The sequence below is a fragment of the Flagellimonas zhangzhouensis genome, from assembly GCF_900102925.1.
GTDB classification, from domain to species: Bacteria; Bacteroidota; Bacteroidia; order Flavobacteriales; family Flavobacteriaceae; genus Flagellimonas; species Flagellimonas zhangzhouensis.
In genome coordinates this window covers 595,350-621,835 of record NZ_FNKI01000002.1, presented here as the reverse complement: position 1 = coordinate 621,835, position 26,486 = coordinate 595,350, and the positions used below count along the sequence as shown (strand labels likewise).

The following is a 26,486-nucleotide window of genomic DNA, read 5'->3' as shown; positions in this document are numbered from 1 at the left end:
ATAACTGATAATCAGCAATTTGTCAGTAAAATTAAATTTCGTTTTAGATATATTCTTTTGATGTCGATTTGCATCAAATTAAAAGGCAGGTTCACAAACTAATGTTGATAAAATTTAACCATGACCTACGAATTGAGTCAAAAACGTCAACTTATTACTGTGATTGACCTACAACTTGACGAATATCCAGTTCCATATTCATATATTTGACAGGTTTTGACAAGTTAATATTTGACAAATGGACAGCCTGTGTGATTTATTAAAAACCAACAGAGAGAAAAAAGGGCTACTGCTTAGACAAGTGGCTTCCAAAATTGATGTTGATACAGCTCTGATAAGTAAAATCGAAAATAATGATAGGAGACCCACAAAGAAACAACTTCAAAAACTATCTAAAGTTTTGGAGTTGGACTTCAATAAACTTTTAACCTTATGGTATGCTGAGAAATTTTATGAAGATTTAAAGAATGAGCCTAATGCCTTTGCTATCATAAAAATCCTATCAAAAAAAGTCAAGACGAGTAACATGTAGATATTAAGAACATATAACCATCCCCAAAGTGTAATGGAACCGGAGTATTTAGACAAACCACCGAATAGAGATTCTACCCTACCGATTCGCAAGAATCAAATGGAACTTCCCATACGGGATATGGGTTGGGAAGATTTTGAAAAACTCTGTTTGAGGATGGTCGAATTCGTTGAAGGCTTTCAAAGATCCGATTGTGAAATCCTAGGAAGGAAAGGTCAAAAACAAGATGGTATCGATATCTATGCTAGAAAAGAGCCGGAAAAGTATTATACATTTCAATGTAAAAGATATAGCTCAATAACCGTCACGGACCTAAACAAAGTTATATCAGCATTTAAGGAAGGGGAATGGTTTGATAAATCCATAAAATTCTATATCTGCACTACGGCCGATTTCATGGATGTAAAGCTTCAAACGAGGTTTGAGGAAATAAAAGATGAATTTGAAAAAAAGTATACTAAACAGATTGTAAAATGGGACAGCTCCTTCCTGAATAGCGCTCTCAAGACCCATCCACAAATTGTGTGTGATTTTTTTGGTGATGAGTGGTGCAAGGCTTTTTGTGGGGAAGAGGCCTATAATCAGATAGTATCAAAAATCGATTTTGAAGTTTTTGACAAATCGTTTACCAAAGCATCATACTTCCTATCAAATTTAAAAAACTACTTTGCAATAAATCCCAATACCCATATACACAGAAAAGAATCAAAGGAGATTATTGATTGGATAAACGCAGATTTAAAATCCCCCAAAAGAAATCTCCTTGTCCTCGAAGGAGAAAAAGGGATGGGAAAATCCGTAATTCTTAAGGACGTTTATGATCAATTGGTGAAGGACGGCCATTTGGTCTTAGGCATCAAAGCGGACAAATACTATGCCCTATCTCCTAAAGAATTGGAAAATAAAATCTTTTTGGATGATCGGATAAAATTTTCAAGTATCATAAGAGCATTAAATATCCATAAAAGGAAACTTACTATTATTATTGATCAATTGGATGCCCTGTCCCAAACGCTCTCTTCCAACAGGCAGTATATTCAAACCTATAGTAGGGTAATAAATGAGCTGTTGGATGAAAAAAATATTAAAATCATAATATCTTCCAGAACCTATGACCTGAAATATGATGCCGAATTAAGTATCTACAAATCAAACCAATTCCATAACATCAAGGCGTCTTTGTTAAATGAAAATGAGGTTTCCGAAATCCTTCAAAAGTTTAAAATCAATTGTTCCCAAAAAAAGGTCATTGAACTGTTAAGGACACCAAACCATTTGGAAATATTCTGCAAACTGCCCCATAAGGATAAAATTAATCTTAACACACTTTTCTCCCTAAAAGACTTGTATGACACGCTTTGGGAAGAATTGATAGCTAAGGAGCAAAATCCAAACCTATCCAAACTACTCTATGAAATTGCGACCAGGATGTATGATGAACAGCAGATAATTGTTAAAAATCAATTCTTTTCTGAGTATGGAAATGAGCTAAACTACCTTTTAAGCAACCAGTTAATAGTATCTGAAAACAAGAACATTCAATTTTTCCATCAAACATTTTATGACTATTGTTTTTCAAGGCAATTTGTTGAAAAAGGAAACAGCATCTATACATACCTTAATGAAAACGAACAAAATTTAGAGGTAAGGTCCATACTAAAAATGGTCTTTGAATATTTACGTGAATATGACCATAAAAAATATATCCTTCAGATTCAATCCATCCTAAAATCATCCAAATATCGTTTTCATATAAAATCCCTTATTATTAACAATTTAGGTATTTTGGAAAGCCCATCTTACCTAGAAAAAGAGGTTGTCAATTCTATTATTTTGAAAAACAAAATATATGAAGACATATTTCTTCATTCCATACTTTCCAAAGATTGGACAAACTATCTAATTGAATTGGGAATACCGACTAAGTTCCTGTTATGGGACAATGAGGTATTGACGAAGGTTTATACATTGTATAAGAGGCAAACCTTAATCCACTGGAACTTTTTGGAGCAAAAAAATCCTGATAAAATATTTGAATACAAGAGAAATGTTGCCTGGATCTTTTTAAGGAACAATGTAAACTATGCCCCCTTACAGGTAATGCAGTATTTGGAGGGGTTACCGGATTTTAAGGACAAGGATTATTTTATTGAAAGAATCCTGATGAATCTTGATGACTGGGAGGAAAAGGAATTACTCCCCTATTTTGAAAAATATATGTCTTTTCTTGAAGAATCCAAAGGGAGGGACAATTTTTGGTTTTATCAAAAACTTGAAAAAATATTTGAACACCATGAGCTGTATGTATTCAATTTACTCTTGCCAATTTTCAACAGTATCTTTTACTCTGATAGTTCATGGCATCATAATGAATTTTCTCACGACCAGGAAGAGTTGATCAAAAAGCTCTATGGACATAGTCCTGAGAAGACATTCAAATTTATATTCCAGTTATATGAAAAGGTACTCGATGATAATCAAGAGCCTTCCAATTATGAAGGAATAGATTGTCCGTTCTACAATTGTACAAAATTCATTGATGGTTTGAGTACCCAAAAGGATGCACATATTTTCCTGCAAGACTTTTTGGTCAAACATCTCAAATCAAAGTTATCCGACAAAAAGTATATCATCGACTTTTTTGATAAGTATAAGGATTCCAATGCAGTCTTTATTCTTAGAATTTTGGTTTTGGCCTTAAATGATGATAGTATTAGATACCCCAAACCAGTTTTTGAATTAATCAATATCATCCACCATAAAAGTGGATTGAATGGTTATGACGATAAATTCCAATTGTACATCAGACAGCTTATTGGAACTTACTTCTCCCATTTTTCCGATGAGAACAAAAAAAGAATCGCCCAAATTTTGTTGACCATTAAGAGCCCCTATGATTTAGGTTACCACAAATATGAAGATGAAGATGGAAAGCAGAAAATTCAATTCCGTGGTTTTGGCAAAAAGTGTTACTACTTTTTAAAACAACTCCCGAAAAATGAGCTTGACCAGATACCTGAATTGAAAAAGGCCTATCAGGAATTTTTTAGGAGATTTGGGGCCGTCAACAGTGATAAGGCCCATGATATTTCATCCTCTTCCGGGGCATATGCCGTTGGTCCCCCGTTATCTTCCAAAGCATATGAACATATGGATTTGGAAAACTGGAAGAAAAGTATGTCCAAATTCAATGATTCTTATCGCGAAGGCTACGGTCCTAAGGGAGGGAAGCATGAGCACTCAAGGGCATTTGGCGAAAATGTCAAAAATGATCCTGATAAATACTATGACTTTATCAAAGGATTGTTTGAGGAAAAAGGTATCTCCGCAGATTATATCTCCAAGGGGATAGATGGTCTAATTGATGCTAAATATTGCCCTAAACAAATAAAATGGCTTTTTGATTTGTTTGTTCAGCTCGATTTGGACATGAGCAACACTCTACATGCCATTTGGCAATCCGGCTATCTCATCCAAAATAATCAGGTAGATGAAGTTTTAGTCAACTTTTTGAGTGATAAGGCCAAAAACCATCCCAATCCCCAAAAGCCAATGAATGAAAATGACCCTTCATTTGACAGTTTAAATACAGTCAGAGGGGCTGCCATCCATAAACTGATGTGGTGCTATGAACATAGTGAATTTGAAGAAATCATTTTTGATACGGTGGAAAAAGCTGTCCACGATCCCCAGGTTTCTGTCAGGGTTGCCGTAATGCAGGAATTAGCATATTTGAATTATCTGGACTTACAAAGGAGCTTTACGGTTTTCATGAGCCTTATCCAGTCCGATGATATTCACATCCTTAGAAACTCCTTTAGTACCTCCCAGTACTTTAACGTTAAGTTTCATAAGGAAATGTATCCGTATTTCATGAAAATCATCAAAAACGAGGAGTTGCATAGTGAAGGTAATGTAATCGTACTTAGCTGGCTCGATGATAATATAGATGATGGTAAGCTTTACAGAAGATTTGTACGTTCAAGTGATAAAGCAAAACTCTGTGCCCTTAAAATTGCAGAGGCCAATTTATTCGAAAGGAACGGAATGCCTAATGAAAAGTCATTTAAAATCTTGCATCAATTTCTAAATCAGGATAATGAAGAGATAGCTTCCGCATATTCAGGATTGGTTTTACGGAAATTTAAAAATAATAATTTCAAGGAAACCTATTCTTTTCTTATTGCATACTCCAAAAGTAAGCTATGCCTTGCCCAACCTAGCTATTTCTTACAGTTGCTCATGGGTTGTACTAAAGAATATCCCGTAGAATGCCTCAAACTGGTTGGAAACATGAAATTTGATAGATTACCGGATATACAAAGAAGAGGATATTATAGGGATGAACCTGTCCAATTAATTTTATCGATTTATTCCAAACTTAACATGAATTTGAAAGAAAACAGAAAATTGGTCAATCGAACCCTGGATATTTTCGATTCTATGTTAAGGCACAATCATTTACGGGTTTCTGTTAATCAAGCAATTCGATTGACAACCTAGAGGGTTTTAAGAAAGTAAATAAAAGTTTTACTCTTTAAAGTATCCACTAGGATTTAGCAAAATCACCGTAGCTTTTAGGTATAAGTTGTTGTTGAAGCCAAATTCGAAAAAGAGCACAAACATATTGTAAATCAGACCTAACTTTATTTTTATGTGATATTTTAGTCTTTTCTTCACTTAAATAAAATATGGATAGATAAATACTAAAAATGAGCTGCTTTCATATATATTTTATTCAACAAAATAACAATTAATTCATGGACCATATCGCAACGCCTATTTGCTTTGTCTATACTTAGAGTGGAAAATCTGAAAAATATCCATCAAAAAATGTATCTCACCTAACCTTTAGATTAGATCCTAAATTAAAAACCATTGTTTATGATATTGAAAAGAGGGGGCATACTTCTTTTCTTATTTGGGAATCCTTCATTACTTCCTCTTATCCCCTGTCCCCTTATCAAAAGCAATCAAATTGAACAACTGTCGCATCCTTGAGCGAACTCGATTTCCATAGCGATCTTCAAGTTCTTGGGCATTCAGGTTGGTCGTGGTATGGGTCTTTAACTTATGCTCAGTGAACAGTTCGTATCGAGACAGCAGAATCTCCCCCATGACATTGCATTCCTTACCAAAATGGACGCCTTGAGGTTCTACTCCCAGGTCATCAAAACAAAAGGATTGAGAATTACCATAATCCCCAATGATTTTATATCCGAGATGATTGAATCCAAATACAATGTTTCGACTGGGGATGACCTCATAAGGCCTTTGGTGTGGGACCATGTACTTGAACAGTTTCATCAGACTGGTTTTCCCACAACCTACCGGACCAGAGAGAAGAAGACCCTTATCCACATCGATTCCAAACTGTTTACAACGGTCGCGGTCCCGGATAAAGTAGAGGCTAAGTTTATACAAAATCTCCCGGTCTTCTTTGTATATCTTGAATTTTCTGCCAAACAGGAGTTTTCCCTTTGCATCGAGATAGAACAGGATTTTTTCAAAATCATACCTTATCTCACGGCCCTTCAATGAACCCAGCTCATAGTTGATGGCACCTTCGGTGATGATATGTGGAGCCCTGTAATTCATAGAGGTTCATTGTAGTCCTTGTCCTTACCGGTCCTAAGGTTGTCTTCATTTGGGACAGTGCGAGTGCGTTTGCCATTGTTTTCATTAACCTGAAAGAATTTCTTTTTTAATTTTTCTTGTTTCTTCCTGTTTGTATTGTTTTTATTTGTTTGTTTATGTTTGTTTATAGGTACCAACGCTTGTCCATTGCTTGTCCCAATTTTGGTACGGTGCTGGTCCAATACTTGTCCATAGCTTGTCCCAAAATTGAACATCTTGATACGACTGCCTTTATAGGGATTGTGAGATGGGGAATACAGGATATATTTCCAATGGCTGAGCTCACGTATACAGCGATGATAGGTCGATTTTGAACCTATCTTGGCATAGGCCATTGCCTCTTCCCTGCTGATATAGAAATCAGCTACGAAATAATTTTGGTTCCATAATTGGAAGAGCCCAATATACAGGCTGATATGGGTCGGGTTCAAACGGTTGTCCTTTGCAATTTGAGCCAACACGCCGTTCAGGTGCTTGATATAATTGATTTCTTCCAAGATTTAGATTCGGTTTTGGATCTTGTTCTTTTCCAGTACTTCCATGATTTCATGGTATTCGTAGTACAATACACCACCGATCCTGGTATAGGGCAGTGTCCCATTGACTCTCAAGTTTTGCAGTGTTCCGGGTGAGATGCCCAATAGGTCCCTGACCTCATTGGATTTGAGCCACTTTTTTCCCGATTGGGTCTGGCTGTTCTGTAATAGTTCCTTGATGTCCTCCAGTAGTTCGATCTTGAACTCCATGAGGTCCTCTGACGTGATAATGGTCGCTCCCATACTTTTTACGTTTTAAAAAAGGACCACCGCCATGGGTTCATTCAATTTGGTGGCCCTTCCACTGATTTGACTTTCAGGAACAAAACTGAAAAAGCTTTTTGGAAAAAATTCCCAAGTTGTTACCAACTTGGTAAGGATTTTTTTTAATAAAATTTAGATTGTATTGATGCCAATTGGACTTTTGGAATCATTGAAATTTCTTGAAAATGGGCAAAATGATTCCTCGAAAGGTCTGAAAACAAAAATTCCCAAGTTGGTACCAACTTGGGAAAAACAAATCCTATTCTTCGAGGGATTCCATCCGCTCATTGAGCTTCTCGATAAGCCTTTCCAAAAACCTTGTGCGACTGCTCTTTCGAGATCGGATATCAATAAAAGTGTGATAGTAATTGCCCAGGTCCACATTGTAAAAGTGTTCAAAATGAGATGCCATTTCCTTAATGTCAACAGTCCCACTATTGATACATTTACTGGATTGAAGTGCATATAACAATTCAATGAGATCGGTCTTGCTACCGGTCCAAAATAATTTTGAAGGTTTTTCCATAAGTGTGTTCTTTTGGGGTTCCAAATTGTTTTGCAGGTCGTCCACTTCCTTTCTGAGGTACACAATAAGCATATCATAGGCCATGATGATGGCCACAGTCCCATCCTGACAGGTGGAGAACTGGTCATCGATAAGGAAATGAAATGATTCCAAGGGTAATCGTAGGTCTCTGTTGCCCCTTACAAAATATTGTTCATCAAGGGACATGGCCCCTCGACGGTAATAGTTATAAAATTCAAGGTTATCATTAAAAAAGGTCTGGAACTTATCGATTTGGTGCTGCAGGTATTTGATCTGGGCGGCATTGTTTCCCCTGGGCCGTTTGCTCTCGATGTTGAAGAGTCGAACATAATAAATCAACTTGCTAAAGATCTGGGGTTTGACATGCTTGAAAAAGTAAATTTCATCAGCTTGGGTCTCAAAAGATTTCCCCGTTATCTGTTTTTGAAGTTTACGGATGCTTTTTTCCACCAGGGCAATGCCTTTTTCCGCTTTGAAGAGCACGTCCCCGTTCCCACTCTCCAAGGTATCCAATTGTCCCTCAAATTCTGATAGCAGCTTTTGATATTTCATGGTATTCCATATTTATTACTGTCCTTCCATGACTCCCAATAGCTCCAGGATAAAATTATCACGTGTATGCAGATAGGCATATTTTTCATGAACCACAGCGCCTAGCTTCCGTTTCTCGAAAGAAGCGGTCATCCCAAAATCGATCTTAGGGATTTTCAAGGCAATGGCCCTGTCAATGGTTCTGTAGAGCAATTGCCTATAAGTAGAAAACGTTTCCAAACCATCATAGTCCATTCCGACAAAGGCAGGCACATAGACCTGGCCACCGTTGTTATAACAGAACATGACACCAACAATTCGATTTGGTCCATTTTTAGGACACAGAACAATGAATTCCCATAATGGGTTTTCGTTCATTCGTTCAAACAACCCTTCCGGGAATGAAAATGTATTGAGCCCCAAGTTTCTGGCCTGCACCTCCCCAAAAAGTGTCCTTACTTGTGCTAATTGTAAAGCGGAAAGATTTGAAGACACTCGACAATCCACCAAATCCAAAAAGGGTTGGATATCGGTCCTGAAATGCCGTCTGTTCCTCGCTGAGAGTTGCTCCACATAGGTTTCAATACTCTCCGATCCATTTAGATCCACGGTACAGGAATTGGGCATTTGAATACGAAGAAATCCCTGTCCATAGAGTTCATTGTTCCACAGTGACTCCTTTGGAAAATCCCGAAGTACGGTCATTTTAGCACCTAACGCCAGTTCCTGTTTTTCCATAAACTCCAAAAAGAAGTTCGTTGCTTTATCCACCAATGGATGTTCAGCATTCCAATACAGATGATCTCCTTCGGTGAACAGACATCCCATGGAAAGAACCATGGATGAAAGTTTATAAGGTGCCAACTTGCGCTCTTCCTCAATGGCTGCTGAAACCTTGGCATCCGCCAACATATCATCCTTCCAAAGCCCCAGTGCCATAAAGGTCATTAAAACAGGGATGTCATGATCATCCGAAATGACCACATATTGGAAGGTCCAATTATGTTCCTTTTGAATATTACCTTGGAATACCGTTTCCAGGAATTTGAGTCCATCCCAGTCATAAACCCCTTGCCCACCCATATAGGAGTTCCACACTTCCTTGTCCACCTGATCGATGGACTCCACCACCTTCATTGTCAATCCTTCAAAAGATTTCTGTGTCTGCTCTTTTTTGTATTCCAATTTAAAGGCATGGAATACCCGCTGGGCATCTGTACCGGTTTCTTCCAATGCTTTGGGAAAGTGATAAGCCATGGCCTCTACCAAGGCTTTAATTTCATCCTTTTGATTATGCCTGGAGATTGTAATACGCACCCCGGTGTTCTTTACCGGTACAGCAGGAAAAATACCGAGGTTCACATAAAACCCTTCCTGCATCAATCGGTTGACAAAGTTGTACCCTGTCTTGGGCATCCCGGTACCGATATAAAAAACAGGAGAAGTATTTTGATCAATCAAAGGTAGTTCCGTATCCAACAAACAGGCATTGAAATAATCGATCCGTTCCCGCAACTCCCCTTGCAAGTCATAGATCTCATCCGACAAATGAATCCCTGCGGAGGCAATGGCAGCGGCCACCGAGGCCGGTTCCAACTGTGCCGAAAAGGTCAATGGCCCACCAAAGGTCTTGATCTTGTCGTACATTTTGGCATTGGAGCAGGCCAATACGGCCCCACTGGCCCCAAAAGTCTTGCTCAAGGTCCCGAACAATAGCACATTTTCGGGAAGCTCCCCCAATTGATCCAACACATAGCCCGTCCCGTTTCGGCCCACCCAGCTCATCCCGTGCACATCATCGAAATAGAAATGCAATTGTGGGTATTTTTCAGAAAGCTTCATCAAATCCTTAACAGGAGCATAGTCCCCGTACATGGAATAAATACCATCGGCCATATACCAGATATGCCTTATGGAATGTCGGTACTTCTTAATCTTATCCTCTAACATCTCCAGATTATTGTGGCGTATCAGTTCAATGGGAATGCTGCGTGTTTTCAACATTTTGGCCGCATTTTGGACACTCCAATGGACTTGATGGTCCAAGATGATCACATCGTCGTCATCAACGGCACTGGGGATTACCCCCAAATGCCCTAAGGTACTGTTCTTGGTTATGATGATGGGATACCCATACATTTTCCCGATGGACGCTTCCAATTCCTCGTACAATGGATTGGAAATATAGGATTTGGAGAGTGGAAACTGGGTCCCATATTTAGCTATGGCATCCATTGCGGCTTTCTTTAACCTAGGATCTTGTTCCAATCCGAGGTAACCCGTTGTCCCAAAATGGTACAGTTCCCTCCCCTCGACTTCAATGGTCCTTCCCGAAAAGGAACTGCCCCCTGCATAGAGGTGCAATACCCCAGCCTGTTTTGCATCTGTGAACACTTCGTGTACGGTATTCAAAAAATTGTGGTGTTTGATCTTGGCCATAATGTTTGCTTTAAATTGTGATAAAAAGAAACGGTTTTTGTCAGTTAATAGATAGTTTATCTATTATTTAATCCTTTTTAGATAACATATACTCCTTTTCAGATAACTGAAATCCTTTTATTAAGGTCAATGGCGCCTAAACGAACAACTCAATTACAATAATTTTGTAAATTACTTGTACTAACCAGTTTTCAGCTATGAAAAAAACACATGAAAACACTTATACCGTTTATCTATTGACCGATCGCCTAATACATATCATTTACAAGAAAGCACCTTGTATAGACCTCAAGGCAGCCCAGGTCATTGTTATGGACAGGATGCAATTACAGGAAGGAAGAGAAATGCCCGTACTCTGTGACATCCGCGAGGTACGCAATATAAATAAAGCGGCCAGGGATTACCTAGCCTTGGAAGGATCTCTTTGGATAGAGAAACTGGCCTTTTTGATCGATCCCCCGGTTACGGACATGATCAGTTCCATTTATTTGGATACCCATGCCCAAAAGGTACCTACACAATCCTTTGACAATAAATCGGAGGCCTTGGCCTTTTTGGGCATAGAAGAAAAGGATGGAAACTAACCATTATATAAAGGAATATGCCGAACAGTGATGACTTTAGGGTGAAACGAATCCAAAAGATGCTCTTGGAAATGGCCAAGGGCAATTTCTTTTATTCCATTGAACCTTCAGATAAAAATGACAATATCGCTTCCTTGGTGGTCCTGCTGAACATGGTCAATGAGGAAATAGGTGCTGCCTTTATCCATCAGGGTTTTGCCAATGCGCACAACACCCCACAGTGTGTCATCCAACTGTCCCTTATCCTAGATGCGCAGGGTCAAATAGAATTGGTCACCAACGGAACCTGCTCTTTAATGTCTTATCTCCCAAAAGATCTTATCGGAAAACATATCACTGAATTCCTAAGTGAAAAGTCTGGAAAAAAATGGACCAAGAAGATGGCCAAACATCTGAAAAGGGAGCGATCAGAAACGGTATTGTTCTTGGAATTCGTTACGAACGATGGTCTTGTGCTCTCCAAGGATTGTCAACTATCGGTCTATCAAGCCTTGGATGGGAGCGGTCAAAAAATCCTTTTGGACTCGGTCTTCTTTTCCAAAGGGGAGCCTTTTGACACTGGACTTCCCAAAAAAACGCTCAAAGTGACCAAGGGAATCAAGGAACACAAGGTCACCTTGACCCCAGAGGATATCCAGATCATCAGGGATGTCCACGATATGATCATCAACAATCTGGAAAAGGACCTTCCAAGGTTGAATGACCTTGCACGACAGATGGGCACCAATGAGTACAAACTAAAATATGGTTTCAAACAGATCTACGGTACGACCATTTTTAGATTTCTGACCAGGGAACGTCTCAGAATGGCAAAGACCCTGATCAAGCACAGTACCTTGACCATAAAGCAGATCATCCAAATGACCGGGTTCAAGAGCAAGACCCATTTTTCAAGGGCATTCAAGGATAAATATGGAATGTCCCCAACTGATTTAAGGTCTTAAAAAACTCATAATCATGCATTTACTCCGTATCAGATAACAATTACTCCCTTAGAGATACTTCAAACTTCCGAAATTTGTCATATCAATCCAAAGGATATGAAAGGTTCAAAAAAAATATATGCCTGGTTCCCTTTTTCCATTAGTATGCTTTGTGCCATCCTATTCATCTATGCGGCTACCAGCAAACTTATGGATTTCCAACAATTCAAAATTCAGTTGGGACAATCCCCGATCTTGACTGCCTATGCGGATGGGTTAGTATGGATGGTTCCTATTACCGAATATGTTTTGGCATTGCTGCTTTTAAAGGATTCCTTTCGTTTGGTGGGTCTTTATGCTACAATTGCCTTGATGACCATGTTCACGACTTATATCATTTTGGTTCTCAACTTTAGCGATTACGTTCCGTGTTCCTGTGGTGGTGTTCTTGAAGAACTGGGTTGGACGGAACATATCATTTTCAATTTGGCCTTTATAGTTTTATCCATAATGGGCATTGTGTTATTGGAGTCCAAAACAAAACCTAAACCAACACAGCCATGAATCTAAAGAAGGTTTACATAAAATTATTGGGCACATTAAGTACTGCTGTTGGTGTTATGATTGTTCTCTTCCTCTCATCCGAACAACAAGTACACTATAACAATGCCTTCAGTAGGAGATATCCGCCACACCCTATTATCAAAAAATATTACATGGATCTGGGGTTTAATTCCTACTATATTGCCGGCGCAGATAAAAACAACCTTTACTTAGGTAATTCAACGGCGCCATGGCACTTGCTTCAAGTTGACTTGAACACCAAGGATACTTTTCATCTTAAATTGATTCCACAGAACAGGGACCTATCCTATCGTTCCCTGCAAATAAAGGTCCTTTCACCTTACTTTTTCGTCATGGACGGTACGATTCCATTCATACTGAGGGGGCGTCTTGGAGAATGGCGTGCTGACCCTTGGATGTATGGGCGTGCCTATTTCAGTAAGGCCCTTCCTATAGATAGCAATCGAATCATGATCAGAACCATTAGCACCCAAACACAGAGGGCTACATTGGGTATGATTACCAGGGAACAAGGAGTTTCAGTCCATTTGGACACTACGATTTTAAAACCAAGTATTGATGGCATCATGGATGTTGACGGGGAATTGAACTACGCTCATGATACCAACATGGCCGGCTATCTCCATTTTTATACCAATGAGTTCTTGGTAATGGACAACACCTTGAGCCAAATTATAAGACGTACTACAATAGATACCACAAAATGGGCTCAGATAAGGTTAGCAAAGAAAAGTAGGGAGCAAGGCGTGCAGATTAGTGCTCCACCAGTAATTATAAGCAATACTGGTGCGATTGCTGATGATTTAATGTTCATAAATTCTGATCGACTAGGTAAAAATGAGCCCAATAATAACTTGGAAGAAATAGCCATCATCGATGTTTATAACTGGAAGAAAGGCACATATGAATTCAGTTTTTCTTTAAACCATACCAAAAAAGAAAAACTAAGGGAATTTGACATTGTAGGAAATCGATTGGTAAGTATGCAGGGGAATAAACTTGGCATCTACCATATGGTAGAGAAATATTTTATTTCAAATAAGTAAGGAACACGAAATAGAAAGTAACCTACTGGCCAGTAGCGGGATGAAGATCGAAAACCCGTAATAAGAGTAGATCGCAGTAATAATTAAATTTTAGTACAATGAAAAGAATGAAAATTAAGTTTTTGATTCCAGTAGTGGCCATAGCATTGGCGTTTGCCACAAGTGCCTTTGGCACTGAGGACAGTGAGAAAGTGAACAAGGAGGGGCTAATGATCGGTTATGTATATCAATCGCAGGCCAATCCTTGTGATGAACAGTATGTCGATTGTAATATTGAGGGGGACTACACCTGTGAATATAACAATAGCCCTGTTTTTAAAGATCTGAGCCTTAACGGAACATCCTGTATCAATGAATTGAAAAGGGATTGATTCTGAGTGTTTTTAGAAAGGAAGGTTGGTCAATAGACCAACCTTTTTTGTGCCCCATCATTTTTTGATATGATTTAAGCACCACTTCAAATGGATTCTGGTCATCTCGTCTTCTGTGCTACGTAAACTTTTCTTGACATCCTTTTCCAAAGCAACGAGCTCGTTCTCAAATATGGCCTTTGTGTAATCCGCATGCAAATAGGAGTTTTCCTTTGATTCCGGGCGCCCGTAATTGAGGTTTTCTGAAATGGCCTTGGTCAACAATTCGATGAAAGCCTTTTGTAACTGTTGCCGCCGTTTTCCGATGCTGACATGAGTTGATTCCAATTCTTGAAATAGTTGAACTCGTACTGCTTGTATTAACTTTAGGGATATTAAATTGTATCCCATATTGTCCTCCATCCATTTCAAACGATGCCAACGAGAAGAATTTAACACATCTGACAAGAGTCTTAATTGGCTGTCCATCAAAAAGTCCTCATCTGATGAATATTGAATTCGATAAAGGAATGATGGATGCGAAAGCCAATCTGGAACTCTAAAGGCATGGGAACTTAAAAATTCCACTGCCTCCTGTTGACGTTCAGCACTGATAGGATTATAGAAATTGCCTTGCTGTCCACATGACATATTGTGTACGGTATAGCCCCCAATTAAGGATAGTACCTGCTGCATCTGATCATACCACAGATTTATGGTCTTTTGATATAACCGTTTTAAAAATGTAGGGTCCGATTGTTTTTGTTCGACTTTGGGAAGTAGTTCCAAAACTCGCTGAATATTTTTCAGTCCGAAATAAGTTGTTGTCATGGGCTCATTGTTGTCCATGACCTCGTTGGTCATATCGGGTCCAATAAGATTGAAAGCCCCTCTATTAAAACGGTACCAAGCTATTGAATCTTGTTGATGAATCCATTTTTGCAAGTGCTCTTGTTCAGAAGTAACCAAGCTTTCCAGTGCTGAATAACCCCATTGGATCTGATACACATCCATAGGTCCAACCTTCTGTAATAATAGGGACGGGGGAATGCTATCTTCAGGCTGTGCCATATAATTGTGCCTGGCATAGTTCATTATGCTGGGGGTATGGCCCATGGTTTCCAACCAATGTGTATCCCTCATTTTCTGGGCAGGATAACTGAATTCCCCAAAGTTTCCATCCTTTAGGCCAAGAGCGTGTCCCGCCTCATGGGCCGTTACGACCTGAATAAGCTGTCCCATAAGCCCATTTGGAAAAGGATATTGTTGGGCGCGAGGGTCCAATGGGGCGCACCGTACAAAATATTCATCAGCTAGGCTTTGGTATGAGCTGCCCAAGACAATGTCCGCTTTAAGGATTTCCCCAGTACGGAAATCCACATATTTTCTCACGGTAGACCCTTTTTTTGACTCACTGCCCCTTATCCCATCATAATTTTTCCAGCGAACGACAGAGAATTGCATACTCCGTGTAACCCACTGGTCAATGTCTTGGGGAAATTCCCTGACCACCAACGCATTTTTGAAGCCTGCCTTCTCAAAGGATTTGGTCCATTCTAGGATGCCTGCTTTGACATAGGGCTTCCATTTATCTGGAAGATTGGGTCCATAGTAAAATATTATGGGTCGTACAGGTTCACTGATTAAACTGTCCTTATGTTTTTTTTCCAATCGCCAACGCATGATACTGCCAATGCTTGGTGTAGTTTCATAAAGATCCTCAGTGGCAAATCCCATTCGATGATCGAACAACCTTGGCCTCATGGGGTCGGGCAAGGAAAGAAAACTATAATCAATGACAACCGTTTTTTGTTGCCTCTTGTATTCCACGGTTTTTTTTACACGAATCAAGGTCTCAAACTCTAAATGACCGACCGATTCTATAAATGATAATTGGGATACCGCTGGTTCGTCTACATAATTGGGATACCATGGAATATGGCCTCCCAACATAAAATCGGTGGCATCTATTACGGAGTTTTTGGGGCCACTTGGCCCCAATAGGATTGGAAATCGTCCTAAGATCATTTGTTCGTTTCTGTAATCCTGATTTATCGGAATAGTTGTTCCGGATAAGGAAACAATTGGAAATACTTGAAGCAGCAAGTGATCATTTTCTTTTGTCCATGTTACTTGGAGTTGGCCCACATCCTGCCTTATAAATAGTATGGGTTGCCCTAATATGCTATCCTCTACATATAGGAACAACCTGTTTTCGTTCAAATGTGCTTTGATTCCATTGTTGGCCTGCCCCACTACAGGGCAGACCGCTAATTCAAAAAACAATGAAAATAAAAAAATAAGACGGTTGGTTGGCCTGCTTATGGCCAACCCAATTGTCCTTCGCACCAAGTGTTTAATAGCCTTCATTCTGAGGGTTGAGATTGGGATTAATGGACAGTTCCGAATCTGGTACCGGCAATAATATGTCGGTGGGATCCCAGTTTAATTTTATTCTTGAAAGAATGGTATTGGCCATGTTTGTACGTTTTAGGTCAAAAAAACGATGGGCCTGTTCCGTGAAAAGCTCCACTCTTCGTTCTTGGGAAATAGCGTCTAACAGTTCTTCTTTGGGCATTGGGGAGAGGAAGGATAAGCCTGCCCTATCCCGAATGGGGTTTAGGTAGTCCAAAGAAGCTGTGGTATTTCCCAATTGGGCAAAACTTTCGGCAGCGATCAAATACTGCTCTGACAATCGAAATAATATAGAGCATTCCTGTGTGGTTTCCGTGCCGGAAACCTGTTTGTATTTGTAAGGGAAATGCCATTGGGTTTCCCCATCAATCACCGTACCTACCCATTGGCTTCTTCGTCGATCCCCGGTCTCAAAACTATCCAATAGATTTTCGGATAGCACACAGTTTGGAGGAGGACTGTTCACGATAAACGAAAAACCCTCATGGGTATTCCTTCCTTCCAAACCTGGACCCAATTGCCAAATGGTTTCCCCACTATCTTTTAAGAAAACTTGATCAAGTGTTGTGCGGAGTTCAAAACCACCTTGGGATATCAAATCGATTGCCTGCTTGTTGGCACTTTCCCAATTTTCTTGGTACAGATAGACCCTTGCCAACAAAGCCACAGCGGTCCAATGATCGGGCCTGAAATTATCATCGTTTATTTCAGTTGCCGAAAACAGATCTTTGGCCATGATCAAATCCTCCACTATGTGCTCATAGACCAACACTTCTGATTGTCGGGATACAGCTTGGTTTTCGGTATAATCTGTACTTGTGATGTAGGGAACCGGGCCAAAAAGGTTCACCAAATAAAAATGAAGGTATGCCCTCAAAAAATAGGCTTCACCCAAATAATTGTTTCTTTCTACTTCTGGGATGCCAGAATCAACCGTAAGACCTTCTATGATACTATTGGTCGCATAGATCAAATTGTATCCTTTGCTCCAGAAACCCAGTACAAAGTCGTCGGTGGGCAGTACGTTGTTTTCCTCGTAGTACAGGATATTGTTCAGGTTGGGATTGACCAAATGGAGTTCATCGGCATAGTGTCCCATCAGATAGGATACACCCAAACTTTTACCGCTGGTAAAGGCATTGTCCCTAAGCTCTGCATAAATATGCTGTAGTGAGGCCTGAACGGTTCCCGATTCTTCAAAGACGGCCTCACCTGTAATTTGATCTTGTGGAAGGTCCACTTCCACAAAGGATTCACAGGAAACCGTTATCATTAAAATCACGGATAAAACTTTGTAGATCCCTATTAAAGGATTTCTATAAATTGGTTGTTTATACTTTTTCATACCTATTGATTTAAAATTTAATGATTGTCCCTAAGCTTAATATCCGCAATGAGGGTACTGTTTGGGTACTCTGTGTTTCTGGGTCCAAGCCAAAGTAATCGGTCCATGTCCACAGGTTTTGTCCTCTAGCATATATTTCGCAGCCTATACCACCCTTTATTTTATCCATCAAAGTATAGGAGATGGACAATGTCTTTAATCTGAGGTAGGATGCATCGGACACCACGGCATCACTTTGCTGATGGTTGAAATAACCGATGAGTGGATCAAGGCTCCTGCCGACCGTCATCCGTTGCACAGGTGCCATATCACCTTCAGTTTGCCATCGTTGGAGTAGACGTTGGGGGAGGTTTCTGTTGCTCCCGGGAATGCTTCCGTTTCGCCAATAGTTGAATCCCATCTGTTTGCTGAACTGGAACAATACGTCCAAGTTGAATTTTCCCAAGGAAAGACTATTGTTTAAGCCACCAAAGAATTCCGGGTTCATATGCTTTATGACCTGTTTGTCATCAACGGAGGTGATTTCACCATCCCCATTGAAGTCCTCAAACTCATAGAGTCCAGTTTCTGGATCGACCCCATTTAATTGATAAAGTTTGATGCTATTCAACGGTTCCCCTATGACCAATTGATTGGCATAGGTAGAGCCTTCCAAGTCTGGAAAGGATACCAATTTGTTTTTGGGAATAGTGAGATTAAAGGAACTCGACCAACGAAAGTTTTTGTTTTGAATATTCACTGTGGCCAATTCCAATTCAATTCCCGTGTTTTCCACGGTAGCTTCCAAGTTCCCGATTATACTTCCGAAACCTGTAGTAGCCGGTAACGGTATCCCGACCAATTGATTGGAGGATCGGCTGCGGTAATAATTTCCTATAAAGCGAATACGATCTTTAAATAGGCCCAATTCCAAGGACACCTCCATTTTTTTGTTCAGTTCCCAACTAAAGTCAGGATTGAAAAGACGGGTCGGGTACAATCCAAGACTATTTTGGTACTGTAGGTTGCTAAAGGAATACGTATCCAAATATTGATAGTCCCCAATCTGGTCATTGCCCGATGTCCCATAACTTCCCTTGATCTTTGCAAAACTGAGAAAGGGAAATGTCTTTTGCATAAAGGGCTCTTCCGAGAATACCCAAGCCAATCCGGCAGCGCCAAAGTTTGAAAAGCGCTTGTTAGGTCCAAATCGACTTGACCCATCCCTTCTTCCGGTTAGGTTTACTATATATTTGCCTTGATAATTGAAGTTCAACCTTCCAAAAATGGCTTGATACCGATACTTTTGGTTTATATCCCCAAAGACGCTGAGGTCATTGGCCGCTGCTTTACTTTCAATTAAACTATTGCTACTGAACCCAAAGGCTTGAAGGGACAATTGTTCACTGGATTGTTCTTGAAAGGATAGGCCTACCAAGCTCTGCAGGCTCAACTTTCCGAAACCATGGTTCCATACGAGTTGGGGCTCAATGATCCAAGAATTCCTTTCCCCTGTGTTGTGCACCGCATAGGAATTTTCACTTCCTATGCCAAAAGCAGGGTCGATTCTTGTAGATGGAACCAATCTGATTTCTTTGATGTGGTTTTCGGTATATCCCAAATTGGCCATGAATTGAAGCTCGGGCATCAATGTATATGCAAGTCTCATATTCCCAATAAAGGTTGTGGTACGGGAATTGTAACTATCTTTCAAATGCCGCAAGGGGTTGTCCCAAGTGGAGTTTTCCCAATTCAAACTGCCATCTTCCTGGTAGAGTTCAGGGGCATTGGGGGGAAGAACGATACCTTGGGTAACCATGGAATTGGCATTGGGCAAATTGTTCACTGCGGACGAGTAGTTGGTTGAAAGCTGAACTGAAAAGCGGTCATCAAGTGTCCTATGGCTAATATTGGCCAACCCGGAGACCTTGCTACTTGTATAATCACCGGGCAATACATCGGTCTGGCCATGGTAATTGCCACTGACCAAAAATTGGGTGTGTTGGTCTCCTCCAGATATCGAACCTTGAAGGTTGGTCATAAAAGCTGTTTTGCCAAATAGCTCCTTTTGCCAATTAGTGTAACGATTGGGATTCCATGTGCCATTGACATCATAGGCATTGTCGGGAATGGGGTCCACACCATCATTGGCATAGGCCTCGTTACGCAGTTCAAGATATTCCGCCGTATTGAGCATATCCAAGGTATTGGTGACACTCCCAAGACCTGTAAAGACATTAAAGGATATTTGGGTAGGGCCGCCTTTTCCTTTTTTTGTGGTAATTAGGACAACGCCATTGGCACCGCGGGATCCATAAATGGCCGTGGCATCCGCATCCTTTAAGATCTCGATGCTCTCAATGGTATTGGGGTCCAGGTTATTCAAAGGACTGATGCCTGTGCCCGGCAAGGCAATGGAAGCTTGCTGTTCCCCTAGGCTGACCGAGGAAAATGGTACACCGTCAATAATATAGAGGGGATCATTGCCCACGGAGCGTATACTGTTCTGTCCTCGGATTTGGATATTGAAATTAGCACCTGGCAGACCCGAAGTCTGTTGGATTTGCACCCCTGTTGCCCTGCCTTGAAGACCGGCAATCGGATTGGAAATGGGTTGCTTTTCAAGGTCCATGGATTTTACCTTGACAATGCTACCGGTACGTTCCTTTTCTGAAACAGTATAATATCCTGCATTGAGTACTACTTCTCCCAAAGCGGTCACATCCTCCTGCATTTGGACAATTATTTCATCCCTTCCAAATATGGGAACGGACAAGTGTTTAAAACCTACCATGGAAAATACAAGGACATCGTTCGGACCAGCTTGGATACTAAAGGACCCATCCATGTCCGAGATGCTCCCAACATTCTTGGACTCTACCACAATATTGACCCCCGCAATGGGCAACCCGTCGCTATCGGTCACTTTTCCGGTGACTTTTGATTGAATGGAAAGACCAGCCACCATGGATGACGTTAGCAATGGTGCCAACAATAAGTGGAATAGTAAGAACAGGGTTTTCCTGTTTACATAAAAAGATAATTTCTTCATAATTTTGAGTTAGTTTAATTAAACAGCAAGTTTCAATTGAATCATGCCTCCAGCCAATTACTACCCTGTCTGGAGGTTTTTTGTATACACTGCCCCCAAGTCACCACAAAATTGTAACTTGATAAGGCCAAGGTTCGGACAAAGGCCATCCTGTCCAAGCAGCAAACGCTCTTGAAATGGGACTCCTAAATGAATTAGACTAGAAAAGTTTACTAGGGCCGGTTGCCCTAAAAGTGTAGTCGTCGGTTGTGAGGCAAAGAAATATCGTGAACCGGAAAATAGTGTAACGTGTATCCCACAACCCTAGTCTTGGAATTATACGGGGTTCTTTGGCTTCTTTTTAAATAGGATATCGAACACCGAGTGCGCTGCCCCAAAAACAGAACAATAACACGAGGTGAACCCTACAAAAAAATGTTGCCAAATGTTTCCCATAACCTAATTGGTTGGGCGATGCCCCGAAAGGACCAAAAGAAACCAAACGCCAAGAAACAAGTTGGGCGTGAAACTCAACTTATCGCACTGTGGTACTGGTATACCTTGCACCGATAAGAGAGCTCACGCCCGGGTCGTGAGCCAATCTGCTTATCATCTCAGTGCAAAAATTACCAGTTTTCAGTGTGAGATTCAAAGCGATAGCTTCAAATATGTTCTAAACGAAGAATCGCAAATTTATGTTATTGGGATAAATATAATAAACCTTTTTAAACTAACACATATATGTGTTGATAAAATATAAATGAATTGGCAATTTTTGATAGATGTCAAAGGAAGACCTCAATATAATTTTATCCAATATTGGTGCTATTGTCAAAAGGCACCGAAAAGAAAGAGGTTTATCACAACTTAACATGGGGTTAGATATTGATATGTCCGCTAATCAAATTGGCAGGATAGAAAGAGCTGAAAGTAATCCGACGGTCGAAACGCTTCACACAATTGCTAATTACTTTGGATTTGATATAATTGAATTCTTTAAAAAGCAATAATTACCCTACCTCCTATTTTTTTATCTTTTAACAACTTCCTTACAGAATTCCACATTTTCATTTTATAGAAAATTCTTACATTTAACGCCATCTCCCCCAAATTTTATTAAACGACAAAAACAGTGCCTTGTTTTTAAAATGCAAAGTTTTGGCAAAGTCAATCCTATTTAGAAGAAAGTTGGCCATATAAACAAGTCGTGAGTACTAATAAAAACCAATTGAATAAATGCCAAGAGAAATATTAAAATTCCACTTCTACTCATTAAAATTTACAGCTTATTCAAAGCTTGAAAGTGAATATAGTAGTACAACAATTTTAAAAGATGTAATTACTTTCTTAACAAACGAACTGCATAAAGGTCAAGGCTATTTGATTGATAAACATAGGAATCGAGAAAATGAAAGTCCACGTGAATTGTTTATGACGAGCGCAGTATTTATGCCAAAGGAAAGAAGAATTAGATGTACTCTTGCACTTCTACGTTCAGGACGAGTTCCAAAAATTAAACCTGCTGATGAATTTAAATTGGTGCCTATTAAAACACTTGGTTCAATTGCGGAAGAAACTCATTTTTTCATCGATTATAGCAGAAATTATGGAGTTGTTTGCATTGAGTACAACCATTATGGACCAAGAATGTCTGATGTTGAATATTACTTAAGGAACGTCGCAAGGGACAAATTAAAACTCTCAAAGGCTTTAGATGTCAATTTGTATATGAGTAATACAATTGACAAAACCTTGGAAAATCTTCAAAATGTTTTGAATATGCAAATTAAGATTCAGCCGAGTAAGATTGCTCAAATGGACAACGATATTAAAGGTCAGTATTTTACTGGTATCAATACTATTGGGAATAGGCTCAAACCAAATTATATAAGAGTTGAGACCTACTTTCAAACACCTGGAGGAAATATCACAAGTAAGGAGTTAAACAAAGAGGCAAACTCAATGGTAAAAACACTTCTTGGAAAATTTAAGGCAAGACCTTTTAACATCGATTGTTTTGAGGATTTTGTAATTAAATACGAGGACAAAGAAGGAAACGAAGAACTTTTCAATTTACTTCGAGAAAAAAAGGAGCTAGAATATGATGTGGAGATGTCAACTTTAAAAAAGAAAAGAAATTGGTACGAACTTATAGAAGAGGATTTTAACGAGTTTATGGTGAAATTTAATTGATGATGCTCGACAAATATTTCAGAAGACCGGTATTGTACGATTTTATTATTTCCATAATAATAGGAGTCATTTTGTTATTGACTTTTAATAATGGACTTTTTAATTTGCCAAAAGATGAACGTTCATTATCAATGACATCTGATTTAGCAAATGTTGGACTGACAAGTGCTGGCTTTATTCTTACTCTCTTAACTGTTTTAATAACTTTTAAGAGTAGCTCAAATATAAATAAGAATAACTATTCAGAGGATGAATCTTTATTTGATTTGTTCTTTGCATCTGAACTTTACTTTACAACAGTCCGAATTTTAAAAAACTGCATAAAATCGTTAATCTCAATTTCGGTCATTGGTTATGCATTAAAATTAGGGTTGCCAAAAGAATATTTGAAATTTGTATTCTTCTATAATGTGATTGGATTAATCATTATTGCTATGACACTTTACAGATGTTTACTGATTTTGACAAAGATTTTAAAAATGCAAAAATGAATACTAACAACAAGAATACCCAGTTATCAGCCTTTTGAACAGTGGATAAAAACCTTTTTTCAGCTACTAAAAGGTACTATCTCAAATCAGCCGGGCAGAGTTAAACATGTATTAAAGCGCCTTGGAAGCATGGAAAATGAATAACATCAAAATACCCACCATTTCCATATATTTGAGAATAATAAGATTTCACTTACCCAGAATTAAATACACTTCATGTCCGAAGAACAAAAGAAACTGCTGGAAACGCAATTGTGGAACATTGCCAATGAGTTGAGGGGCAAAATGGATGCCGACGAGTTCAGGGATTACATTCTAGGCTTTATTTTCTACAAATACCTCTCCGAAAAACAATATCTATACGCTAACTCTTTACTGGAAACCGAGGAAATTAAGGATTACCTTTTGGTTACCGATGCAGGCGATTTGGAAGCCATCAAGGAAGAATCCTTATTAAAATTGGGGTACTATCTAAAACCTGATGAACTCTTTAGCTCCATTGCCAAAAAGGGCAATGCTAATACCGAAAACGAGAGCAATTTTATCCTTGCTGACATGGAAAGCATTCTCAACGGTATTGAGCAAAGCACCATGGGTACGGAAAGTGAGGATGATTTCAACAAACTATTTGAGGATCTAGACCTCAACAGTACCAAACTGGGAAGAAGCACCGAAGCCCGAAACAGCCTTATCTCCAAGGTGATGTTCCATTTGGATAAAATAGACTTTGCCTTGGAGGATGCCGAGGCGGATGTGCTGGGCGATGCTTACGAATACCTGATTTCCCAGTTTGCCAGTGGAGCGGGTAAAAAGGCAGGAGAATTTTACACGCCTCAACAAGTCTCCAAAATATTGGCCAAGATAGTGACCACGGGTAAAAAACGCCTAAAGAGTGTATATGATCCCACTTGTGGCTCCGGCTCGCTGCTGTTGCGTGTGAGCAGGGAGGTGCCGGTTGATGATTTTTTCGGGCAGGAACTCAACCGCACCACCTACAATTTGGCTCGGATGAACATGATTTTGCACGATGTTCATTATAGGCATTTTGATATTAGGCAGGAGGACACGCTGGAACAACCCCAACATTTGGAAATGCGTTTTGAGGCCATAGTTGCCAATCCACCATTTTCGGCCAAATGGAAAGGGAAAAATAACCCTCTGAACGAAAACGACGAACGTTTTAGCCAATATGGGCGTTTAGCACCTAACAGTAAAGCCGATTTTGCTTTTGTACAGCACATGCTATTCCAATTGGCGGACAACGGCACCATGGCCTGTGTATTACCTCACGGTGTATTGTTTAGGGGAAGTGCCGAAGGTACGATTCGGGAATATCTGATAAAAGAATTGAATTATTTGGATGCAGTAATAGGCTTGCCAGCAAATGTCTTCTATGGCACCAGCATTCCCACCTGTATTTTGGTATTGAGCAAATGCAGGGTGCATAGCGATAATATTTTGTTTATTGATGCCTCCCAAGGTTTTGAGAAAGATGGTAATAAAAACAAATTGAACAATGAACATATTGATGCTATTATTACCACTTACCGCACCCGAGGCACAAAAGATAAATTTAGTTGCGTAGCGAGTTTGGACGAGGTAGCCAAAAACGATTACAACCTCAACATATCTCGCTACGTGGACACCTTTGAAGAAGAGGAACCTGTGGATTTGGACCAAGTGGCCGCCGATTTACAATCCCTACAGAAAGACTTGTCCGAAACCAATGCGATGATTGCCGACTTCTGCCAACAACTCAACCTTAAAACCCCGTTTTAACTATGGAAGAACAAAAACGGGTGCCGAAACTGCGGTTTACCGAGTTTTCAGAAAATTGGAATGGTGTATTATTTGGAGATATAGCCGCTTTTACAAAGGGTAAAAATATCTCAAAATCTGATATTGTTGATGATGGACAAACTGAGTGCATTAGGTATGGTGAATTATATACAGACTACAATGAAATCATCGAAGAGATTGTTTCAAAAACTAATTTACCCAAAGATGAATTAGTTCTAAGCAAAATAAATGATGTGATAATTCCATCTTCTGGAGAAACTCAATTGGATATTGCTACCGCTTCATGTGTTCTTAAAAATGATGTGGCATTAGGCGGAGATTTAAATATTGTTAGGACTAAGCAAGATGGTTTGTTTATTTCGTATTATCTAAATAGTGCAAAGAAAAAGGATATTGCTTCACTAGCGCAGGGCAACTCAGTAGTTCATTTATATAATCATCAATTAAAGGGTCTAAAGCTAAACCTACCGAACCTAGTAGAACAACAAAAAATAGCCACTTTCCTTGCAACGGTTGATAAAAAAATTGCGCAATTACATCAAAAGAAACGTTTGTTGGAAGACTACAGAAAAGGGGTGATGCAGCAAATCTTTTCTGGGGAATTGCGATTTACGAAAGAAGATGGAAGTGCTTATCCTGATTGGGAGGAGAAAAAATTCAAAGAAATATATTCATTCTATTCAACCAATTCTTTTTCCAGAGACAAATTAAACTATGAATCAGGTAAGGTGAGAAACGTTCATTATGGGGACATTCACACTAAATTTTCAACCCTATTTGATATTAATGAAGAATTGGTGCCTTATGTAAACAATGATGTTGATTTGAGTAAAGTCAAAAAAGAATCTTTTTTGCAATTAGGAGATTTATTAATCGCTGATGCATCTGAAGATTATGATGATATTGGAAAAACCATTGAGGTTGTAAACCTAAATAGTGAAAAAGTAATTTCTGGGTTACACACTTTTCATGCAAGACCAAATAAGCATAAAATGGCTTTAGGGTTTTCTGGATATTTGCTTCAAAACTGGATGATAAGGAAACAAGTGATGAAAATTGCACAAGGAACAAAAGTTTTGGGAATTTCGACTGGAAGACTAGGAGAAATAAAGTTCTTCATTCCTTCTTATCCAGAACAAACCCAAATCGCCAATTTTTTAATTGCCATCGATAAAAAAATAGCTGTGGTACAAACTCAAATAAGTCAAAACCAACAGTTTAAAAAAGGCTTGTTGCAGCAAATGTTTGTATAGTCCTA

The 26,486-nt window shown here is 39.4% G+C and carries 20 protein-coding genes; 12 read left to right on the top strand and 8 right to left on the bottom strand.

Translation table 11 applies throughout. The features are described from left to right. The first annotated feature begins 238 nt into the window (after positions 1–238). Positions 239–532 (top strand): helix-turn-helix domain-containing protein, encoded by a 294-nt coding sequence (locus tag BLQ18_RS09665; protein WP_090294837.1) that lies wholly within the window; start codon positions 239–241, stop codon positions 530–532. A 33-nt stretch (positions 533–565) separates the two neighbouring features. After that, positions 566–5,035: a restriction endonuclease gene (locus BLQ18_RS09660; protein ID WP_090294835.1), complete on the top strand. Its 4,470-nt coding sequence runs from the start codon at positions 566–568 to the stop codon at positions 5,033–5,035. Positions 5,036–5,467: 432 nt separating this feature from the next. Here BLQ18_RS09660 and BLQ18_RS09655 read toward each other — a convergent pair whose 3' ends face one another. From BLQ18_RS09655 to BLQ18_RS09635, 5 genes are all read right to left on the bottom strand, one after another. After that, positions 5,468–6,130, bottom strand: a complete 663-nt coding sequence (locus BLQ18_RS09655; RefSeq protein ID WP_090294833.1) for an ATPase — start codon at positions 6,128–6,130, stop codon at positions 5,468–5,470. Continuing rightward, on the bottom strand, positions 6,127–6,666 hold the full coding sequence (locus tag BLQ18_RS09650) for a hypothetical protein (RefSeq protein WP_090294831.1): 540 nt from the start codon (positions 6,664–6,666) through the stop codon (positions 6,127–6,129). The genes BLQ18_RS09655 and BLQ18_RS09650 overlap by 4 nt, the downstream gene beginning before the upstream one ends. 3 nt (positions 6,667–6,669) lie before the next feature. Next, on the bottom strand, positions 6,670–6,948 hold the full coding sequence (locus tag BLQ18_RS09645) for a helix-turn-helix domain-containing protein (protein ID WP_090294828.1): 279 nt from the start codon (positions 6,946–6,948) through the stop codon (positions 6,670–6,672). 280 nt (positions 6,949–7,228) lie between these two features. Beyond that, positions 7,229–8,068, bottom strand: coding sequence for an RteC domain-containing protein (locus BLQ18_RS09640; protein WP_090294826.1), 840 nt, complete (start codon positions 8,066–8,068; stop codon positions 7,229–7,231). Between the two features lie 15 nt (positions 8,069–8,083). Then, positions 8,084–10,486 (bottom strand): aminotransferase class I/II-fold pyridoxal phosphate-dependent enzyme, encoded by a 2,403-nt coding sequence (locus BLQ18_RS09635; protein WP_090294825.1) that lies wholly within the window; start codon positions 10,484–10,486, stop codon positions 8,084–8,086. Between the two features lie 197 nt (positions 10,487–10,683). Here BLQ18_RS09635 and BLQ18_RS09630 point away from each other — a divergent pair, with 197 nt between their 5' ends. The 5 genes from BLQ18_RS09630 to BLQ18_RS09610 all read left to right on the top strand — a co-directional run bounded on the left by BLQ18_RS09630 (position 10,684) and on the right by BLQ18_RS09610 (position 13,995). Continuing rightward, positions 10,684–11,070: a DUF7793 family protein gene (locus tag BLQ18_RS09630; RefSeq protein ID WP_090294824.1), complete on the top strand. Its 387-nt coding sequence runs from the start codon at positions 10,684–10,686 to the stop codon at positions 11,068–11,070. Between the two features lie 17 nt (positions 11,071–11,087). Continuing rightward, positions 11,088–12,014: a helix-turn-helix domain-containing protein gene (locus BLQ18_RS09625; RefSeq protein WP_090294821.1), complete on the top strand. Its 927-nt coding sequence runs from the start codon at positions 11,088–11,090 to the stop codon at positions 12,012–12,014. Between the two features lie 96 nt (positions 12,015–12,110). Further along, positions 12,111–12,557 (top strand): MauE/DoxX family redox-associated membrane protein, encoded by a 447-nt coding sequence (locus BLQ18_RS09620; protein WP_090294819.1) that lies wholly within the window; start codon positions 12,111–12,113, stop codon positions 12,555–12,557. Next, on the top strand, positions 12,554–13,624 hold the full coding sequence (locus tag BLQ18_RS09615) for a hypothetical protein (RefSeq protein ID WP_090294817.1): 1,071 nt from the start codon (positions 12,554–12,556) through the stop codon (positions 13,622–13,624). The genes BLQ18_RS09620 and BLQ18_RS09615 overlap by 4 nt, the downstream gene beginning before the upstream one ends. A gap of 98 nt (positions 13,625–13,722) precedes the next feature. Continuing rightward, positions 13,723–13,995, top strand: a complete 273-nt coding sequence (locus BLQ18_RS09610; RefSeq protein WP_090294815.1) for a DUF6520 family protein — start codon at positions 13,723–13,725, stop codon at positions 13,993–13,995. Between the two features lie 57 nt (positions 13,996–14,052). On the opposite strand, the gene BLQ18_RS09605 is transcribed toward BLQ18_RS09610, so the two are convergent. From BLQ18_RS09605 to BLQ18_RS09595, 3 genes are read right to left on the bottom strand one after another with little or no spacing between them, the layout of a single operon-like run. After that, positions 14,053–16,344 carry a zinc-dependent metalloprotease gene (locus tag BLQ18_RS09605; RefSeq protein ID WP_090294813.1) on the bottom strand — a complete coding sequence of 764 codons (2,292 nt, stop codon included), beginning with the start codon at positions 16,342–16,344 and terminating at the stop codon, positions 14,053–14,055. Beyond that, complete coding sequence (locus BLQ18_RS09600) at positions 16,331–17,734, bottom strand: RagB/SusD family nutrient uptake outer membrane protein (protein ID WP_090294810.1); 1,404 nt, start codon at positions 17,732–17,734, stop codon at positions 16,331–16,333. Before BLQ18_RS09600 ends, BLQ18_RS09605 begins: the two co-directional genes overlap by 14 nt. A gap of 10 nt (positions 17,735–17,744) precedes the next feature. Then, positions 17,745–20,765, bottom strand: coding sequence for a SusC/RagA family TonB-linked outer membrane protein (locus tag BLQ18_RS09595; RefSeq protein ID WP_090294807.1), 3,021 nt, complete (start codon positions 20,763–20,765; stop codon positions 17,745–17,747). Positions 20,766–21,526: 761 nt separating this feature from the next. Between BLQ18_RS09595 and BLQ18_RS09590 the strand changes: the two genes are divergently transcribed. The 5 genes from BLQ18_RS09590 to BLQ18_RS09570 all read left to right on the top strand — a co-directional run bounded on the left by BLQ18_RS09590 (position 21,527) and on the right by BLQ18_RS09570 (position 26,481). Continuing rightward, on the top strand, positions 21,527–21,754 hold the full coding sequence (locus tag BLQ18_RS09590; protein ID WP_090294804.1) for a helix-turn-helix domain-containing protein: 228 nt from the start codon (positions 21,527–21,529) through the stop codon (positions 21,752–21,754). A 226-nt stretch (positions 21,755–21,980) separates the two neighbouring features. Continuing rightward, positions 21,981–22,937 (top strand): hypothetical protein, encoded by a 957-nt coding sequence (locus tag BLQ18_RS09585; protein WP_090294802.1) that lies wholly within the window; start codon positions 21,981–21,983, stop codon positions 22,935–22,937. Continuing rightward, on the top strand, positions 22,937–23,428 hold the full coding sequence (locus tag BLQ18_RS09580; protein ID WP_090294800.1) for a hypothetical protein: 492 nt from the start codon (positions 22,937–22,939) through the stop codon (positions 23,426–23,428). Before BLQ18_RS09585 ends, BLQ18_RS09580 begins: the two co-directional genes overlap by 1 nt. 216 nt (positions 23,429–23,644) lie before the next feature. Next, on the top strand, positions 23,645–25,207 hold the full coding sequence (locus tag BLQ18_RS09575) for a type I restriction-modification system subunit M (RefSeq protein WP_090294798.1): 1,563 nt from the start codon (positions 23,645–23,647) through the stop codon (positions 25,205–25,207). A gap of 2 nt (positions 25,208–25,209) precedes the next feature. Next, positions 25,210–26,481, top strand: a complete 1,272-nt coding sequence (locus tag BLQ18_RS09570; RefSeq protein WP_090294795.1) for a restriction endonuclease subunit S — start codon at positions 25,210–25,212, stop codon at positions 26,479–26,481. Positions 26,482–26,486 lie beyond the last annotated feature (5 nt).

What these genes read in the sequence shown, in the direction of transcription:
- BLQ18_RS09665 (WP_090294837.1), top strand. Translation starts at nt 239, where the DNA reads ATGGACAGCCTGTGTGATTTATTAAAAACCAACAGAGAGAAAAAAGGG.
- BLQ18_RS09640 (WP_090294826.1), bottom strand. Translation starts at nt 8,068, where the DNA reads ATGAAATATCAAAAGCTGCTATCAGAATTTGAGGGACAATTGGATACC.
- BLQ18_RS09580 (WP_090294800.1), top strand. Translation starts at nt 22,937, where the DNA reads ATGATGCTCGACAAATATTTCAGAAGACCGGTATTGTACGATTTTATT.
- BLQ18_RS09645 (WP_090294828.1), bottom strand. Translation starts at nt 6,948, where the DNA reads ATGGGAGCGACCATTATCACGTCAGAGGACCTCATGGAGTTCAAGATC.
- BLQ18_RS09575 (WP_090294798.1), top strand. Translation starts at nt 23,645, where the DNA reads ATGTCCGAAGAACAAAAGAAACTGCTGGAAACGCAATTGTGGAACATT.
- BLQ18_RS09610 (WP_090294815.1), top strand. Translation starts at nt 13,723, where the DNA reads ATGAAAAGAATGAAAATTAAGTTTTTGATTCCAGTAGTGGCCATAGCA.
- BLQ18_RS09600 (WP_090294810.1), bottom strand. Translation starts at nt 17,734, where the DNA reads ATGAAAAAGTATAAACAACCAATTTATAGAAATCCTTTAATAGGGATC.
- BLQ18_RS09630 (WP_090294824.1), top strand. Translation starts at nt 10,684, where the DNA reads ATGAAAAAAACACATGAAAACACTTATACCGTTTATCTATTGACCGAT.
- BLQ18_RS09595 (WP_090294807.1), bottom strand. Translation starts at nt 20,765, where the DNA reads ATGAAGAAATTATCTTTTTATGTAAACAGGAAAACCCTGTTCTTACTA.
- BLQ18_RS09660 (WP_090294835.1), top strand. Translation starts at nt 566, where the DNA reads ATGGAACCGGAGTATTTAGACAAACCACCGAATAGAGATTCTACCCTA.
- BLQ18_RS09590 (WP_090294804.1), top strand. Translation starts at nt 21,527, where the DNA reads ATGTCAAAGGAAGACCTCAATATAATTTTATCCAATATTGGTGCTATT.
- BLQ18_RS09655 (WP_090294833.1), bottom strand. Translation starts at nt 6,130, where the DNA reads ATGAATTACAGGGCTCCACATATCATCACCGAAGGTGCCATCAACTAT.
- BLQ18_RS09585 (WP_090294802.1), top strand. Translation starts at nt 21,981, where the DNA reads ATGCCAAGAGAAATATTAAAATTCCACTTCTACTCATTAAAATTTACA.
- BLQ18_RS09635 (WP_090294825.1), bottom strand. Translation starts at nt 10,486, where the DNA reads ATGGCCAAGATCAAACACCACAATTTTTTGAATACCGTACACGAAGTG.
- BLQ18_RS09605 (WP_090294813.1), bottom strand. Translation starts at nt 16,344, where the DNA reads ATGAAGGCTATTAAACACTTGGTGCGAAGGACAATTGGGTTGGCCATA.
- BLQ18_RS09570 (WP_090294795.1), top strand. Translation starts at nt 25,210, where the DNA reads ATGGAAGAACAAAAACGGGTGCCGAAACTGCGGTTTACCGAGTTTTCA.
- BLQ18_RS09625 (WP_090294821.1), top strand. Translation starts at nt 11,088, where the DNA reads ATGCCGAACAGTGATGACTTTAGGGTGAAACGAATCCAAAAGATGCTC.
- BLQ18_RS09615 (WP_090294817.1), top strand. Translation starts at nt 12,554, where the DNA reads ATGAATCTAAAGAAGGTTTACATAAAATTATTGGGCACATTAAGTACT.
- BLQ18_RS09620 (WP_090294819.1), top strand. Translation starts at nt 12,111, where the DNA reads ATGAAAGGTTCAAAAAAAATATATGCCTGGTTCCCTTTTTCCATTAGT.